Source organism: Streptomyces sp. NPDC047042 (genome assembly GCF_040644035.1).
In the GTDB taxonomy this organism is placed as follows: domain Bacteria; phylum Actinomycetota; class Actinomycetes; order Streptomycetales; family Streptomycetaceae; genus Streptomyces.
In genome coordinates this window covers 19,379-33,500 of the sequence record NZ_JBEYVP010000059.1, presented here as the reverse complement: position 1 = coordinate 33,500, position 14,122 = coordinate 19,379, and the positions used below count along the sequence as shown (strand labels likewise).

9 protein-coding genes are annotated in these 14,122 nt (G+C 70.3%); 3 read left to right on the top strand and 6 right to left on the bottom strand.

Annotation, left to right across the window (positions count from 1 at the left end; translation table 11 throughout):
• The first annotated feature begins 85 nt into the window (after positions 1 to 85).
• Complete coding sequence (locus ABZ855_RS43945; protein ID WP_360818171.1) at positions 86 to 1,639, top strand: MFS transporter; 1,554 nt, start codon at positions 86 to 88, stop codon at positions 1,637 to 1,639.
• Between the two features lie 116 nt (positions 1,640 to 1,755).
• Here the strand turns inward: ABZ855_RS43945 and serA are convergent, their stop codons facing one another.
• From serA to ABZ855_RS43915, 6 genes are all read right to left on the bottom strand, one after another.
• Positions 1,756 to 3,345, bottom strand: a complete 1,590-nt coding sequence (gene serA / locus ABZ855_RS43940) for a phosphoglycerate dehydrogenase (protein WP_360818168.1) — start codon at positions 3,343 to 3,345, stop codon at positions 1,756 to 1,758.
• A 250-nt stretch (positions 3,346 to 3,595) separates the two neighbouring features.
• Positions 3,596 to 4,594, bottom strand: a complete 999-nt coding sequence (ilvC, locus tag ABZ855_RS43935; protein ID WP_360818165.1) for a ketol-acid reductoisomerase — start codon at positions 4,592 to 4,594, stop codon at positions 3,596 to 3,598.
• A 131-nt stretch (positions 4,595 to 4,725) separates the two neighbouring features.
• Positions 4,726 to 5,253: an acetolactate synthase small subunit gene (ilvN, locus tag ABZ855_RS43930; protein WP_053739835.1), complete on the bottom strand. Its 528-nt coding sequence runs from the start codon at positions 5,251 to 5,253 to the stop codon at positions 4,726 to 4,728.
• A 20-nt stretch (positions 5,254 to 5,273) separates the two neighbouring features.
• Entirely contained in the window at positions 5,274 to 7,121 is a 1,848-nt protein-coding gene (locus tag ABZ855_RS43925; protein WP_360818160.1) for an acetolactate synthase large subunit, read from the bottom strand.
• Between the two features lie 255 nt (positions 7,122 to 7,376).
• Complete coding sequence (locus tag ABZ855_RS43920) at positions 7,377 to 10,373, bottom strand: EAL domain-containing protein (RefSeq protein ID WP_360818157.1); 2,997 nt, start codon at positions 10,371 to 10,373, stop codon at positions 7,377 to 7,379.
• Between the two features lie 360 nt (positions 10,374 to 10,733).
• The gene (locus tag ABZ855_RS43915) at positions 10,734 to 11,684 is read right to left on the bottom strand and encodes a 2-hydroxyacid dehydrogenase (protein ID WP_360818154.1); all 951 of its coding nucleotides are present in this window, start codon (positions 11,682 to 11,684) and stop codon (positions 10,734 to 10,736) included.
• A gap of 76 nt (positions 11,685 to 11,760) precedes the next feature.
• On the opposite strand from ABZ855_RS43915, the gene ABZ855_RS43910 reads away from it, so the two are divergent.
• On the top strand, positions 11,761 to 12,771 hold the full coding sequence (locus ABZ855_RS43910; RefSeq protein ID WP_360818151.1) for an aldo/keto reductase: 1,011 nt from the start codon (positions 11,761 to 11,763) through the stop codon (positions 12,769 to 12,771).
• A gap of 56 nt (positions 12,772 to 12,827) precedes the next feature.
• Complete coding sequence (locus ABZ855_RS43905) at positions 12,828 to 14,039, top strand: PQQ-dependent sugar dehydrogenase (RefSeq protein ID WP_360818148.1); 1,212 nt, start codon at positions 12,828 to 12,830, stop codon at positions 14,037 to 14,039.
• The last annotated feature ends 83 nt before the right edge of the window (positions 14,040 to 14,122 follow it).

Here is a 14,122-nt window from a genome sequence, read left to right as displayed (position 1 = left end):
ACCCGCGATCCATACGGCCGTCCTAGACAAACGAATTACACAATCGTTCTAGACAACCGTTTAATACAGCCGTACATTCCTCGGCATGACGAACTCGACGGAACCCAAGAGCACGACGGTCTCCCCCGGGCCCGGCGCCCGTGCCGGACGCCGCGAATGGACCGCGTTCGGCGTGCTGATGCTGCCGCTGCTGCTGGTCTCGATGGACGTGTCCGTCCTCTACTTCGCGGTCCCCGCGATCAGCTCGGACCTGGAGCCGACCGGCACCCAACAGCTGTGGATCTTCGACATCTACGGCTTCGTCCTGGCCGGTCTGCTGATGACGATGGGCTCGCTCGGCGACCGTGTCGGCCGCCGCAGGCTCCTCCTCGTCGGCGCCGCCGCCTTCGGCGCGGGCTCGCTGCTCGCCGCCTACGCGAACAGCGCGGAGACCCTGATCGCGGCCCGCGCGGTCCTCGGTGTCGGCGGCGCGACCCTCATGCCGTCGACGATGGCCCTGATCCGCACGATGTTCCGCGACCCCGGCCAGCGCGCCAAGGCGATCGGCATGTGGTCCGGTGTGATGACCGGCGGCGTCGCTCTCGGCTCGGTGATGAGCGGCCTGCTGCTCGAGTACTTCTGGTGGGGCTCGGTCTTCCTGGTCAACCTGCCCGCGATGGCGTTGCTGCTGGTCCTGGGCCCGGTACTGCTCCCGGAGTCGAAGAACCCGGACCCCGGCCGCTTCGATCTCCTCGGCGTCCCCCTGTCGATGGCGGCCGTCCTCCCCGTGGTCTACGGCCTGAAGGAGATCCCCTCGGAGGGCTGGCACACCGAGTACGTCCTCTCGGTCACCGTCGGCCTGTTCTTCGCGTACCTCTTTGTCCAGCGCCAGCGCACGACCGCCTCACCGCTCATCTCCCCCGCGCTGTTCCGGGGTCGGGGCTTCGGCCCGGCCGTCTTCCTGAACCTGCTCTCGGCGTTGGCGATGATGGGCTCGGCGTACTTCACCACGCAGTACCTCCAGTCGGTGCTGGGCAAGAGCTCCCTGGAGGCCGCCCTCTGGGGCCTGCTGCCGACGGTCCTGGTCGGCGTCGCCGCACCGCTCGCCGGCGCCCTGGTCCAGCGGGGCGTGCGGCGCGCCCAGGTCGTCGCCGGCGGCTTCGTCACGGCGGCCTGCGGCTACGGCCTGCTGGCCCTGGTCGGCACGGACTCGCTGTGGCTGGTGCTGGCCGGGGCGGGTGTCCTGGCGGCCGGGATCGTGGTCGTGATGTCCCAGATGATGGATCTGGGCCTGAGCACCGCCCCCGTCGACAAGGCGGGCGCCGCGTCCTCCCTGCTGGAGACGGGCGCGGAGTTCGGGGGCGCGCTGGGCATGGCCGTACTGGGCTCGATCGGTACGGCGGTCTACCGCCACGAGATGCCGGGCTCGGCGCCGGGGCCTGCCCGGGAGACCCTGGGTGGGGCGCTGGCGGTGGCCCGACAGCTCCCGGCGCGCACGGGAGACGCGCTGGTCACGACGGCCAGGGAGGCCTACGCCCACGGGATGCAGACGGCGGCGATCGCGGGGGTGGTGATGTTGCTGGGGGCGGCGATGGTGGCGTTGCGGACGCTTCGCGGGGTGACGGTACGGGAGACGGTTGAGGAGGACTGTCACGTCTAGGCGAACGGTAAAACGCCGGACGGGCTGACATACCAGCCCGTCCGGCGTTTGAGACGAGGCCCCTTCAGGGCCGAAAGCGGGGGCCTGGGGGCGGCAGCCCCCAGACGACGGTCACCTCAGACCAGGTTGACCGATCGAGCAGACGTCGCGCCGATCTCCTCGGCGACCTCCGTCAGCACGCCGGGGGCAACCGTGTCGTCCACCGTCAGTACCGCGAGGGCCTCGCCCCCGGCCACCGACCGCGAAACCTGCATCCCGGCGATGTTGATCCCGGCCTCACCGAAGATCCGCCCGACCGTGCCGACGACACCGGGACGGTCCGCGTACCGGTACACCACCATGTGGTCGGCGAGCGCGAGGTCGACGTCGTACTCTCCGACCGCGACGATCTTCTGGTGGTGCTTGGGACCGGCCAGCGTGCCGGAGACCGACACCTCCTCGCCGTTGCCGAGCGTGCCGCGCACGGTCACCACGTTGCGGTGGTCCGAGGACTCCGAGCTGGTCGTCAGCCGCACCTCGACGCCGCGTTCCTGGGCGAACAGCGGGGCGTTGACGTACGACACGGTCTCGTCGACGACGTCCTCGAACACGCCCTTCAGCGCGGAGAGCTCCAGCACCTTCACGTCGTGCTGGGTGATCTCGCCGTACACCTCGACGTCGAGGCGGACCGCGACCTCGCCCGCGAGCGCGGTGAAGATCCGGCCGAGCTTCTCGGCGAGCGGCAGACCCGGCTTGACGTCCTCGGCGATGACGCCGCCCTGGACGTTCACCGCGTCCGGGACCAGCTCACCGGCGAGCGCGAGACGCACCGAGCGGGCGACGGCGATACCGGCCTTCTCCTGCGCCTCGTCCGTGGACGCGCCGAGGTGCGGGGTGCAGACGACCTGGTCGAGCTCGAACAGCGGGGAGTCCGTGCAGGGCTCCTTCGCGTACACGTCGAGGCCGGCGCCGGCGACACGGCCCTCCTTGAGCGCCGAGTACAGCGCCTCCTCGTCGACGATCCCGCCGCGCGCGGCGTTCACGATGCGGACGCTCGGCTTGACCTTGTGCAGGGCCTCGTCGCCGATGAGACCGAGGGTCTCGGGGGTCTTCGGCAGGTGCACGGTGATGAAGTCGGAGACCTCGAGGAGCTCGTCCAGGGACAGCACCTTGACGCCCATCTGCGCGGCCCGCGCGGGCTGGACGTACGGGTCGTACGCGACGACCTTCATGCCGAACGCGGACATCCGCTGGGCGACGAGCGCGCCGATGCGCCCGAGGCCCACGACGCCGAGGGTCTTCTCGGCCAGCTCGACGCCGGTGTACTTGTTGCGCTTCCACTCGCCGTTCTTGAGCGCGGTGTTGGCCTGCGGGATGTGGCGCGCGGTGGCCAGCAGCAGACCGCAGGCGAGCTCGGCGGCGGTGACGATGTTCGAGGTGGGGGCGTTGACGACCATCACGCCGGCCTTGGTGGCGGCGGAGACGTCCACGTTGTCCAGGCCGACGCCGGCTCGTGCGACGACCTTCAGCTTGCGGGCGGCGGCGACCGCCTCGGCGTCGACCTTGGTGGCCGAGCGGATCAGGATCGCGTCGACATCGGCGATGGCAGGGAGCAGTTCGGCTCGGTCCGCTCCGTTGCAGTGCCGGATCTCGAAGTCCGGGCCGAGCGCGTCGACGGTCGCGGGCGACAGCTCTTCAGCGATGAGTACGACAGGTTTCGAGCTCACGTGAGGTCCTCACTCAGTCCTATGCGGACGGCCGTCCCGACGGCCGCAGGCGGTGGAGGTGCTACCGCGTGGAGACGCACGACGCTGTGGGCCTGACGCGTATGTAGTACGGCAGTGTAGTGGCGCGGCGAAGGGCGGCTCCCGCCCCCGCGCAAGGATCACTCATCCGTGGCCGGTCACCGCGGACAAGGCCCGATCCGGGGTTCGGAAATGGGGCCGCAGCATGCGCCACGGCCCCATTCTCCAAGGCTTACGCCTCGTCGTCGACCCAGGACATGAGCTTGCGCAGCTCCTTGCCCGTGGTCTCCAGGAGGCTCTGCTCGTCCTGCGACTTGTACTCGTTGTACTTCTTCAGACCGCCGTGGTACTCGGCCATCCACTCACGCGCGAAGGTGCCGTCCTGGATCTCGGCGAGGACCTTCTTCATCTCGGCCTTGGTGGCGTCCGTGATGATCCGCGGGCCGGTGACGTAGTCGCCCCACTCGGCGGTCTCGGAGACCGACCAGCGCATCTTCTCGAGGCCGCCCTCGTACATGAGGTCGACGATCAGCTTGAGCTCGTGCAGGCACTCGAAGTACGCGATCTCCGGCTGGTAGCCGGCCTCGGTCAGCGTCTCGAAACCGGCCTTGACCAGCGCGGCCGTACCACCGCAGAGGACGGCCTGCTCACCGAACAGGTCGGTCTCGGTCTCCTCGGTGAAGGTCGTCTTGATGACGCCGGCGCGGGTGCCGCCGATGCCCTTGGCGTAGGACAGGGCGAGCGCGAAGGCACTGCCGGTCGCGTCCTGCTCGACGGCCGCGATACACGGAACGCCGCGGCCCTCCTCGTACTGGCGGCGGACGAGGTGGCCCGGGCCCTTGGGGGCGACCATGCAGACGTCGATGCCGGCCGGCGGCTTGATGAAGTCGAAGCGGATGTTCAGGCCGTGGCCGAAGAACAGCGCGTCGCCCTCGTTGAGGTTGTCCTTGATGGACTCCTCGTAGACCTGGGCCTGGATCGGGTCCGGGACGAGGATCATGATGACGTCGGCCTCGGCGGCGGCCTCGGAGGGGGTCACCACGCGCAGGCCCTGCTCCTCGGCCTTCGCCTTCGACTTGGAGCCCTCGTGCAGACCGACACGGACGTCGACACCAGAGTCACGGAGCGACAGCGCGTGGGCGTGGCCCTGGCTGCCGTAACCGATGACCGCGACCTTGCGGCCCTGGATGATGGACAGGTCGGCGTCGGCGTCGTAGAACAGCTCGGCCACTTTGGGTTCTCTCCTTGAGTGCAGGTGTTGCGTCCCACCGTATGACGGCGGGCGGAAGTGAGGTTCGGGGGTCTCGGTATACGGGCGGCCGGTATCACCCGACCGCCCGAATCCGCCGACCTTGACGCTGGTTACGCCGACCGGTCGAGGGCCCGCAGCGACCGGTCCGTGATCGAGCGCGCGCCGCGCCCGATCGCGATCGTGCCGGACTGCACCAGTTCCTTGATGCCGTACGGTTCCAGCATCTTGAGCATGGCGGACAGCTTGTCGCTGCTGCCGGTGGCCTCGATGGTGACGGCCTCCGGGGAGACGTCGACCGTCTTGGCGCGGAAGAGCTGGACGATCTCGACGATCTGGGAGCGCGTCTCGTTGTCCGCGCGCACCTTCACCAGAACGAGTTCACGCTGAACGGCCGAGCCGGATTCCAGTTCGACGATCTTCAGCACGTTGACGAGCTTGTTGAGCTGCTTGGTCACCTGTTCGAGGGGAAGTGCCTCGATCACGTTGACCACGATGGTGATGCGGGAGATCTCGGGGTGCTCGGTGACGCCGACCGCGAGGGAGTCGATGTTGAAGCCGCGCCGGGAGAACAGGGCCGTGATCCGGGCGAGGACACCGGGCTTGTTCTCGACGAGGACGGAGAGGGTGTGCTTGGACATGTCTTGGGGGTCTTCCTCGCTCAGTCGTCTTCGTTGTCGCCGAAGTCGGGGCGGACGTCCCGGGCGGCCATGATCTCGTCGTTGGAGGTGCCGGCGGCGACCATCGGCCACACCATGGCGTCCTCGTGGACGATGAAGTCGATCACGACGGGGCGGTCGTTGATCGAGTTCGCCTCCTCGATGACCTTGTCGAGGTCGTCCGGGGACTCGCAGCGGATCGAGTAGCAGCCCATCGCCTCGGACAGCTTCACGAAGTCGGGGACCCGGGTGCCCTTGGCGTCCGGATTGACGTCGTCCGGGCCGGAGTGCAGCACCGTGTTGGAGTACCGCTGGTTGTAGAACAGGGTCTGCCACTGGCGGACCATCCCGAGGGCGCCGTTGTTGATGACGGCGACCTTGATCGGGATGTTGTTGAGCGCGCAGGTGGTGAGTTCCTGGTTGGTCATCTGGAAGCAGCCGTCGCCGTCGATCGCCCAGACCGTGCGGTCCGGGGCGCCGGCCTTGGCTCCCATCGCGGCCGGGACCGCGTATCCCATCGTCCCGGCGCCGCCGGAGTTCAGCCAGGTCGCGGGCTTCTCGTACTGGATGTAGTGCGCGGCCCACATCTGGTGCTGGCCGACGCCCGCCGTGAAGATCGTGCCCTCGGGGGCGAGCTGTCCGATGCGCTCGATGACGTGCTGGGGCGAGAGCGAGCCGTTGTCGGGGTGCTCGTAGCCCAGCGGGTAGGTCTCGCGCCAGCGGTTGAGGTCCTTCCACCACGCGGCGTAGTCACCCGTCTGGCCCTCGCTGTGCTCCTTCTGCACGGCCTGGACCAGATCGGCGATGACCTCGCGGGCGTCTCCGACGATCGGGACGTCGACGGCGCGGTTCTTGCCGATCTCCGCCGGGTCGATGTCGGCGTGGACGATCTTGGCGTACGGGGCGAAGCTGGAGAGCTTGCCGGTGACGCGGTCGTCGAAGCGGGCTCCGAGGGCGACGATCAGGTCGGCCTTCTGCAGCGCGGCGACGGCGGTGACCGAGCCGTGCATGCCCGGCATTCCCACGTGCAGCGGGTGGCTGTCGGGGAATGCGCCGAGCGCCATCAGGGTGGTGGTGACGGGCGCTCCGGTGAGCTCGGCGAGAACCTTGAGCTCGGCGGTGGCGTGCGCCTTCACGACGCCGCCACCCACGTACAGGACGGGCCGCTTCGCGCCGGTGATGAGCTTCGCGGCCTCGCGGATCTGCTTGGCGTGCGGCTTGGTTACCGGGCGGTAGCCGGCCAGGTCCTGCTGCGGCGGCCAGGAGAACGTCGTCTGCGCCTGCAGCACGTCCTTGGGGATGTCCACGAGGACCGGTCCCGGGCGGCCGGTGGAGGCGATGTAGAAGGCCTCGGCGATCGCCTTCGGGATGTCCTCGGCCCTGGTGACCAGGAAGCTGTGCTTGGTGATCGGCATGGTGATGCCGACGATGTCCGCCTCCTGGAAGGCGTCCGTGCCGATCGCCTTGGTGTTGACCTGGCCGGTGATCGCGACCAGCGGCACGGAGTCCATCATCGCGTCCGCGATCGGCGTGACCAGGTTGGTGGCACCGGGGCCCGAGGTGGCCATGCACACGCCCACCTTGCCGGTGGCCTGCGCGTAGCCGGTGGCCGCGTGGCCGGCGCCCTGCTCGTGCCGGACGAGCACATGCCGCACTCGGGTGGAGTCCATCAGCGGGTCGTACGCGGGAAGGATCGTGCCGCCGGGAATGCCGAATACCGTCTCGGCCCCGACCTCCTCAAGCGAGCGGATGAGGGACTTCGCACCCGTGACGTGCTCGGGGGCGGACTGCTGTCCTCCGGAACGGGGCCGCGGCTGCGGGTGATGGGCCCCGGTGGCCTGCTCGGTCATCGGCATTCTCTTCTCGATGCTGAGGGTTTTTGCGAGTTTTGTGCGGTGTGCCGTGCGTCTTCGTCGCGGTCCGACTGGTGCCGGTGCAACAAAAAACCCCTCGTGCCGTGAGGCAAGCGAGGGGAGCGCGTCGGGTGCGGTCGCTGGGAGTTCCGGGTCTGTCCGAAACGATCACCAGCGTCAGCCGACGCGCTTTCCAAGTACGAGAATTCGGGTGCGCATGGAGTCGACCCTCCCCCCGGCACGCACCGACTGTCAAGTGGGTGGGACGGGAGTCTCATTATGTGAGCGGAGGGCGGTTCCGCCCCCGAAAACGGCGGGCACACCTGTACTTGTGTACACCCCCGGGCCGCCTCCCGCGAACGCGGGCTCGGCCGGACCGTTCGGCACCGGATAGCGGCCGGTGGACAGGGCCCGGCGCAGCCGGTACTCGTCCAGTGGCCCGGAGAACGCCATGCCCTGACCATGCGTGCAGCCCATCGCGCGCAGGGCGACCACCTGCTCCGGCAGGTCCACCCCGTCGGCGACGGACTGGAGCCCCAGATCGGCGGCGATTCTGAGCAGCCCGCCGGTGATCTTGTGCAGCCGCGGGGACTCGACGACCCCCTCGACCAGACCGCGGTCGAGTTTCAGTACGTCCACGGGGAGCCGCCGAAGCGCCGTGATCGCCGCGTAGCCGCTGCCGAAGCCGTCCAGCGCGATCCGTACGCCGAGCAGCCTGAAGGCGTTCAGACGGCGCTCCAGCTCGTCCAGGGAGACCCTGGCGTCGGTGTCCGCCAGCTCGATCTCCAGGGCGCCCGTGGGCAGCCCGTGGCGGGTCAGCAGGGTCTCGATCGACCCGAGGGGCAGGGAGCGGTCGAGGAGCCGGTGGGCGCTCATCCGGACGGCCACGGGTACGGCGAGCCCGGTCGCTGCGCGTTCGGCGGCCTGTTCGACGGCCTCCTCCAGCATCCAGCGGTCCAGCTCGGCGGTCTTGTCGCCGTCCTCGGTGACGCGCAGGAATTCGGCGGGCGTGAAGAGGACGCCCTGGGAGGAGCGCCAGCGGGCCTGGGCGGAGACCGAGGTGATCCGGCCGGTGTCCAGCGCCACCACGGGCTGGTGCAGCAGCGCGAACTCGCCGTCGTGCAGGGCGGCACGCAGGCGCGTGGCCAGTTCCGCCTTCCGTACGACGTCCTGCTGCATCTGGGGCGCGTAGAGCTCGACGCGGCCCTTGCCGGAGGCCTTGGCCCGGTACATCGCCAGGTCGGCGTTGCGCAGCAGTTCGCCCGCGCCGAGGCCGGGCTCCGCGAAGGCGACGCCGATGGAGGCGTTGACCCGGACATCGTTGCCGCCGATGTCGTACGGCTGCGAGAGGGTCAGCCGCAGTCTGTCGGCCAGTTCCACTATGTGGCGTTCACGCGCGCCCCGGTCCCGGGTGCCGTCGCCGACGATCAGGGCGGCGAACTCGTCACCGCCGAGCCGGGAGGCGGTGTCGCCGTACCGGACGGAGTCCTGGAGCCTGCGGGCGGCCTGGACGAGCAGTTCGTCACCGGCCTGGTGCCCGATGGTGTCGTTGACGGCCTTGAAGCCGTCGAGGTCGATGAAGAGGACGGCCGTGCCGCGGTCGGTGGAGCGGCGGCCCGACAGGGCCTGCTGCACGCGCTGGGTGAACAGCGCGCGGTTGGGCAGGTCGGTGAGCGGGTCGTGCTCGGCGTTGTGCTGCAACTGTGCCTGCAGCCGCACCCGTTCGGTGACGTCCCGGCTGTTGAAGATGAGGCCGCCGTGGTGCCGGTTGACCGTGGACTCGACGTTCAGCCAGCCGCCGTCGCCGGACTTGAAGCGGCACTCGATCCGGGTGGTGGGTTCGTCGCCGGGGCTGGCGGCGAGGAAGCGGCGCAGCTCGTGCACCACGCAGCCCAGGTCCTCCGGGTGGATGAGGTGGGCCAGTTCGGTGCCGACGAGGTCCTCCGCGGACCGGCCGTAAACGCCGGCGGCGGCCGGGCTGACGTACCGCAGCATCCCGCTCGGGGCGGCGATCATGATGACGTCGCTCGAGCCCTGGACCAGGGACCGGAAGTGGTTCTCCTTCTGCGCCAGTTCCTGGGTGAGGGTGATGTTGTCGAGCAGCATGATGCCCTGGCGCACGACGAGGGCGAGGACGACGCCGCCCGCGGTGATGAGCACCACGCGGTCGGGGCTGCGGCCGTTGAGGACGTTGTAGAGGATGCCCAGCGTGCACACGGCGGCGGCCAGATACGGCGTGAGCGCGGCCAGCGAGCCGGTGATGGGCCGGTTGACCGGATAGCGGCCGTGATCGCCTCCGGGGGCGGGCACGGGCCCCTGCCCGGGGGGCGGCGCCTGGACATGGCCCTGGACCTGGCGGGGCACTGGCCGGGGCCCGCCGGGCCTGCCGGGGTGCTGCCGGGCGGGGCGGTGTTCGTGCACCACGCGCGTGTGCCCCTCGGGTTCGCCCGGCCCGCCGTGGCCGGAGCCGACCCAGGGCGCGTACGCCAGCAGCAGCGAGCCGGCGAACCAGCCCGCGTCGAGCAACTGGCCCGAGTGGTAGTTGTTGTGCATCAGGGGCGAAGTGAACAGGGCGTCGCAGCCCACGGTCAGGGCGAGCGCGCCGATCGCGGTGTTCGCGGCGGAGCGGTTCACGCTGGAGCGCCGGAAGTGCAGCGCCAGGACCATGCTGACGAGGGCGATGTCGAGCAGGGGGTAGGCCAGCGACAGCGCGGTGTGCGCGACGCTCGGCCCGTCGAACCTCGCCGCCTGGGCCAGGGCGAGGCTCCAGGACAGGGTGAGCAGCGAACCGCCGATCAGCCAGGCGTCGAGGACCATGCAGACCCAGCCGGCCTTGGTCACCGGTCGCTTGGCGAGGACCAGGAGTCCCACGATGGCGGGCGGGGCGAAGCACAGGAAGAACAGGTCGGCGAAGCTGGGGCTCGGCACGTCCTTGCCGAGCACGACCTCGTACCAGCCCCAGACGAGGTTGCCGAGGGAGGCCATCGCGGAGGACAGCGCGAACAGCAGCCAGGCGGGCCGGAAGCGGCTCGGGCGCCGGGCGTAGAGGAAACAGGACACGGCCGCGGTGCCCGCCGCGGCGCTCAGCCCGAAGTCGCCCATGATCAGGGCGAGTCGGGGGGAGCCCCAGCCGAGCGCGGAACCGACGGCGTATGCCGCGCACACCAGGGCGAGGACGAGCTGCGAGACCAGGCTCGTGCCTCCGCCGGGGACCGCCCGGCGGGCCAACAGTGCCCCGGGGGAACTCACCGGACCCTCCGGTGCGCGGCGGGGGCCGGATGCGCGGGGTGTTCGTGGTGGCGGCGACCGCTGTTCCGGCGGTGCTGGTGATGGCCGCTGTGGCCGCGTCTGCGCGCGGCCGTGCGCCAGGGTTGCCGTCGGCGGCCCCGCCGCGTCGGATCGTTCGTCCATTGGCCGTGCATCGCCCGTCGCCCCCCTCACAGTCTGCAATGTCCATCCCCGGCGCCGGTCGGTGCGCGGCGCAGCCCCTGTCGGGACGATACACCAGTCTCGTCACTCAGGGACATAGTTCCTCTACTCTCCGTAACGACAAGTGGCGACAGCGACACACCCCGCATCCGAGGGAATGCGGAGGGTGTCCGAAGTGGACTAGGCGTCGCCCGCCCCCGTCGTAAGGATCACGTTCCGCAACGGTTCGTGGTTCACGAATCGACCCAATTGGTCCACGAGCAGCCGTTCGGCGCGCGGCCGGAACGCGGATGTCGGGCCGCCGACATGGGGGCTGATGAGTACGCCGGGCGCCTGCCACAAGGGGTGTCCCGGAGGCAGTGGCTCCGGATCGGTGACGTCGAGGGCGGCCGTGAGGCGGCCCGATTCCAGCTCGGCGAGCAGCGCCTTGGTGTCGACGACGGGCCCTCGCGCCACGTTCACGAGCAGTGCGCCGTCCTTCATCCGTGCCAGGAACTCGGCGTCCACCAGCCCTCTTGTCTGATCGGTGAGGGGCGTGGCGAGGATCACGATGTCCGCCTCGGGCAGGAGGGCGGGCAGTTCGGTGAGCGGATGCACCGGTCCGCGCGCCGTGGTGCGCTCAGAGCGCGCGACGCGCGCCACCCGCGCGAGCTCGAAGGGCGCGAGCCGGTCCTCGATGGCGGCGCCGATCGAGCCGTAGCCGACGATGAGCGCGGACTTGTCGGCGAGCGCGGGCCGGAACCCGCCCCGCCACTTCCCCTGGTCCTGCGCCCGTACGAAGTCGGGGATGCCGCGCAGCGAGGCCAGGATCAGGGCGAGGGCCAGCTCACCGGTGCTCGCCTCGTGCACCCCGCGCGCGTTGCACAACCGCACGCCAGGGCGCAGGTGTCCGAGCCCGGGCAGGACGTTGTCGACGCCGGCGGACAGCGTCTGGAGCACCTGGACATGGGTCATGTCCGGCAAGGGGCGTACGCACACCTCGACGGGCTTCATGTACGGGACGACGTAGAACGCGCAGTCGGCCGGGTCCCCGGGGTAGTCGTGATCGCCGTTCCAGAAGAGGTAGTCGGGCCCTTCGGGCAGGCCCTCGATCTCCTCCGGCGGGATGGGGAGCCACACGTCAGCAGTCATGGTCACGAGCGTAGGCGAACCCCTGTGCGTACAGAGGTTAGGTTTGGGGTGCAAGGAGAGAGAGGTTCACGACCAGGTGGAGCGCAGGACGATCGGCGCGGCAGCGCTCGAGGTGGGGGCCGTTGGCCTCGGGTGCATGCCGATGAGCTGGGCGTACAGCGCGTCTCGGCAGCGTGGCGAGGAGTCGGTGCGGGCCGTGCACCGGGCCCTGGACGAGGGCTCGTCGCTACTGGACACGGCCGACATGTACGGCCCGTTCACCAACGAGCTGCTGGTGGGGCGGGTGTTGAGGCAGCGGCGGGGCGACGCCTTCGTGTCGACGAAGGTCGGTCTGCTGGTGGGCGATCAGCACATCGTGGCCAACGGCCGCCCCGGCTATGTGAAACGGGCGTGCGACGCCTCGCTCCGCCGCCTCCAGACGGATGTCATCGACCTCTACCAGCTGCACCGCGCGGACCCGGAGGTGCCCGTCGAGGAGACGTGGGGCGCGCTGGCGGAACTCGTACAGGCGGGAAAGGTACGGGCGTTGGGGCTGTCCGCCGTGGGCGCGCGGGCCGGGCGCCGGTCGGGGACGGGTGCGGGCGCGGGGCTGCACGATGCGACGGTCCGTCAACTGGAACGGGTGCAGCAGGTGTTCCCGGTCAGCGCGGTGCAGGCCGAGCTGTCGGTGTGGTCGAGGGAGGCGCTTCAGACCCTGCTGCCGTGGTGTGCGGCGCGTGGGATCGGTGTCCTGGCGGCGATGCCCCTGGGCAACGGCTTCCTCACCGGGACGCTGACCCCGGGCGAGGGCTTCGAGCGGGAGGACCTGCGCGCCCGCCACCCCCGTTTCACGGCCGAGATGATGGCGGCGAACCAGCCGATCGTGGCGGGCCTGCGCCGGGTGGCGGCCCGGATCGGGCCGGACGTCACACCGGGCCAGGTGGCGCTGGCGTGGGTGCTCGCGCAGGGTCCGCACGTGGTGCCCGTACCGGGGGCGAAGCACGAGCGGTGGGTGGCGCAGAACGCGCGTGCGGCGCGGCTGCGGCTGTCGGCGGCGGACCTGGCCGAGGTGGCGGGACTGCCCAGGGCGCAGGGATCGTGGGACTGAGGCCGGAGTCGGAGTCGGACTTCGCGGATCGGGAACTCGTGGGGCGCGAGCGAGGTATGACAAGGAGAACCCGTCGCGTCGAAGGGACCATGATCGTGCAACGTAGAGCTGTGACGGCCGTACTGGCCGCGGCCACGCTTCTGCTCACGGCCGGCTGCTCCTCCGACGAGAGCGGAGGCGGCGGTGGCTCGGGCGGCGGCGACACGGCGTCGCCCAGCCGCACGGGCACGCAGGCCCCGCCCTCCGCGCGGGCCACCGACGAGGTCGCACCGGCCAAGGGGTCGGTCAAGGTGCTGCGCACGGTCACCGAGGACCTGAAGAGCCCCTGGGGTCTGGCCCCGCTGCCGGACGGCGATCTGCTGGTCTCCTCCCGTGACGAGGGCACGATCACCCGGGTGGACACGAAGACGGGCAAGAAGACCGAGGTGGGCGAGGTGCCGGGTGTCTCGGCGGCCGGCGAGGGCGGTCTGCTGGGCCTCGCGCTGTCGCCGTCGTTCGCGTCGGACCACATGGTCTACGCGTACTTCACGACGGAGTCGGACAACCGCATCGCCCGCCTGCTGTACGAGGAGGAGAAACCGGCGGGCCAGCAGCTGGGCGCCCCGAACACGGTCTTCCGCGGCATCCCCAAGGGCTTCATCCACAACGGCGGCCGGATCGCCTTCGGTCCGGACAGGATGCTGTACGCGGGCACCGGCGAGAGCGGTGACACCGGGCTGTCCCAGGACAAGTCCTCGCTGGGCGGCAAGATCCTGCGGCTGACCCCGGAGGGCGAACCGGCCCCGGGCAACCCCTTCCCGGACTCCCCGGTGTACTCGTACGGCCACCGCAATGTGCAGGGCCTCGCCTGGGACTCCGAGCAGCGTCTGTTCGCCGCCGAGTTCGGCCAGGACACCTGGGACGAGCTCAACCAGATCAAGCCGGGCGACAACTACGGCTGGCCGGAGGCGGAGGGCGACAGCGACGACCCCGCGTTCCACAACCCGGTCGCGAAGTGGCACACGGACGACGCGTCACCCAGCGGGATCGCCTTCGCCGAGGGCTCGATATGGATGGCGGGGCTGAAGGGTCAGCGCCTGTGGCGGATCCCCTTGAAGGGCACGGAGGCCGCGGCCGATCCGCAGGCGTTCCTCGAGGGCGAGTACGGCAGGCTGCGGACGGTGGTGTCGGCGGGCGGCGACAAGCTGTGGCTGGTGACGAGCGAAACGGACGGCAGGGGCTCCCCGGAGGACGGGGACGACCGGATCCTGGAACTCCAGGTGACGTGAGGACGGCTGGCCCGGGCCTGCCGCCCGACTACTCCGCCTGGCCCGGCTGCTCCACCTGGTCCAGCTGGCCCAGCTGCTCCCAC